This is a genomic window from Polaromonas sp. P1_E1_2, assembly GCF_056406035.1.
On sequence record NZ_JBFUAZ010000567.1, the window covers coordinates 1 to 2,788 of the forward strand.

General features: G+C 57.8%; 3 protein-coding genes and 1 pseudogene. 1 reads left to right on the forward strand and 3 read right to left on the reverse strand.

The window, feature by feature from the left end; genetic code table 11:
- From AC1D1P_RS19960 to AC1D1P_RS19970, 3 genes and pseudogenes are all read right to left on the reverse strand, one after another.
- Window positions 1-351, reverse strand: a pseudogene (locus AC1D1P_RS19960) (PhoH family protein); the annotation flags it as partial.
- Window positions 352-529: 178 nt separating this feature from the next.
- Entirely contained in the window at window positions 530-1,006 is a 477-nt protein-coding gene (locus tag AC1D1P_RS19965) for a peroxiredoxin (protein ID WP_477674167.1), read from the reverse strand.
- Window positions 1,007-1,129: 123 nt separating this feature from the next.
- Entirely contained in the window at window positions 1,130-1,528 is a 399-nt protein-coding gene (locus AC1D1P_RS19970; RefSeq protein WP_457280424.1) for an Mth938-like domain-containing protein, read from the reverse strand.
- A gap of 197 nt (window positions 1,529-1,725) precedes the next feature.
- Between AC1D1P_RS19970 and AC1D1P_RS19975 the strand changes: the two genes are divergently transcribed.
- Window positions 1,726-2,788 (forward strand): pyridoxal phosphate-dependent aminotransferase (locus AC1D1P_RS19975; protein WP_477674168.1); only part of this gene is annotated, 1,063 nt, incomplete at its 3' end.

Consider the following 2,788-nt stretch of genomic DNA (forward strand, 5'->3'; position numbering starts at 1 on the left):
GCACATTGGGTCGTGCATCAACACATTGGTGTCGAGCACGAACAATTTGGTGGGGCCAGTGCGTTTGGCCTTTTTGGGCTTGGCAGCCGGCTGCGGCAGTGGAATGCTCTCTTTTTTATAGCTGCTTGCGCTCGTCCTTGAAGGGTTGGCAGGCTCTTTTCCTTGAAACGCTGACGGATGCTGGCTGCCATCCCCTGCTGCGCGGCTGTCAAACAGGTCCATCACCGGGGGTTTCTGGGCGGATTCGGCACTTTCCGTCTTGCGTGCTTTGGAGGGCGAGCGAGCGGGCGCGTCAAGCGCGTCGGGGGAGAGCAGGGCGGCACGTTTGGTCGGGGCAGGGGGCAGGGGCATAGTGCTTAAAACTCTCTAAAAAAGAAGGGTTCCAGAAGCGAAAAAGCCGCCTTGAAACCAGGGCGGCTTGTTCTTTTGGCGCAGTTGCGAAGGTCAACAGCATGAGTTCATTATGCACAACTCGCGTGACAGGGCAATCCTTTGCAATTCTTTGTTGCTAACTGGCGTCAGGGCTGTTTCAGGCAGCCTTTTTGAGCGCCTTGACGGCCTTGAGCACGTCGTCCACGTGGCCGGGCACCTTCAGGCCGCGCCACTCTTCTTTCAGCTGACCGTYGGCGCCCACCAGGAAGGTACTGCGCTCGATGCCCTTGACCTTCTTGCCGTACATGATCTTGTTTTTGACCACACCGAACATGTGGCACATTTTTTCTTCGGTGTCCGCAATCAGTTCGAACGGGAGTTCAAGCTTGGACTTGAACTCGTCGTGGGACTTCATATTGTCGCGGGACACGCCGAACACGGTTGCGCCGGCCTTGACGAAGTCCTTATAGCGGTCACGGAACTGCATGGCTTCCGTGGTGCAACCCGGTGTGTTGTCCTTGGGATAGAAGTACAGCACAACGACTTTGCCGAGGTGGGATGTGTTGGAAACCTTGATGCCGCTTGTGGCGATCGCTTCAAATTCGGGGAGTGGTTTATTGACGACGACTGCCATACTGAGTAGACCCTGACGAAAGTAGTTGTAATTAGCCGCGCCTTTTGGCAACCGGCCCGGGACGTGAGTCCTGGATGTGGTGCCAAGTGCAACCCTAGATTTTACCCTGAAAGAGAGGGCATTTCAGCCTTCTGTTCCTTCTGTTTCAATCAGCAGKGCAGCAATTACCTGCCGGCCTTCTCCCGCGAGGATGTTGTAGGTGCGGCATGCCGCCAATGTGTCCATGGTCTCAATGCCGATGCGGCGCTCCATCAGCGTGCGCAGGAAGGCCGGAGGCGGAAAGCGCAACCGGGAGCCGCTGCCAAAAATCACGAGTTCAGGCTGCGTCGCGGAAAGCAGGGTGAAATGCTCTGCCGTGAGTTGCTCAAAACGCGTGCAGTTCCAGTCAAACTTCTCGCCCCTTGAGCCAATCACGATGCTGTGTTCGATTTTCTCCGCGACACCATTGCTTCCCAGGCCGACCCAGCCTGGACCGTAGCCAAGGATGGACTGAACATCGAGACGGTCTGGCTGAAGTTTCATACGGGATTATTTGGGCGTTTCGATGGTGCGGAGGGCGCCGATGCACGGGGCGGTTTGACGGGTTTTAGAGGCGAAAACCCTCTTTTATGTGGTCAAATTATAGATTCCGCCCGAATTTCCCGCCGCAGTGCTGACGCTTCTTCCCCGTTGCCAGCATGGTGGGCCTCGAGGCCTTGCCCACATACCGATAAAACCGCATGAAACCGATCACCAAATCTGCCAAGCTGGCCAATGTCCTTTATGACATCCGCGGTCCGATCATGGATGCCGCCAAGCAGATGGAAGAAGAAGGCCAAAAGCTCATCAAGCTCAATATTGGTAATCTGGCGGTGTTTGGTTTTGATGCGCCCGAAGAAGTCCAGCAGGACATGATCCGCAACCTGCCTGCCTCGGCCGGTTATTCGGACAGCAAGGGCATTTTCGCGGCGCGCAAGGCCGTGATGCACGAAACCCAGAAGCAGGGCATCAAGGGCGTGACGCTGGACGACATTTACCTCGGTAACGGCGCGAGCGAACTGATCTCGATGGCCACCAACGCATTGCTCGACGACGGCGACGAGCTGCTGCTGCCRGCGCCAGACTACCCGCTGTGGACGGCTTCCACCAGCCTCTCGGGCGGCACGCCGGTGCATTACCGGTGTGATGAAAGCAATGGCTGGATGCCCAATCTGGATGATATCCGCGCCAGGATCACGCCAAAGACCAAGGCCATCGCGGTCATCAACCCCAACAACCCGACGGGCGCGCTGTATTCAGACGACCTCCTCAAGGGCATCGTTGCCATTGCACGCGAGCACGGCCTGGTCATTCTCGCGGACGAGGTTTATGACAAGGTGCTGTACGACGGTGTGAAGCACACGGCCATCGCCAGCCTGTCGACTGACGTGCTCACGGTGACCTTCAATTCGCTTTCCAAGAGCTACCGCTCATGTGGCTACCGCGCCGGCTGGATGGTGGTGTCCGGCCCCAAGAAGCAGGCGCAGGACTACATCGAAGGCCTGAACATGCTGGCCAACATGAAACTGTGCTCCAACGTGCCCGGCCAGTGGGCCATCCAGACTGCGCTGGGCGGCTACCAGAGCATCAACGACCTGACCTGCGAAGGCGGGCGCTTGCGCCGCCAGCGCGACCTGGCCTATGAGCTGATCACCGCCATTCCGGGCGTGAGCTGCGTCAAGCCCAGCGCTGCGCTCTACATGTTTCCCCGTCTCGATCCCAAGGTCTACCCAATCAAGGACGATCGCCAGTTTTTCCTGGAGC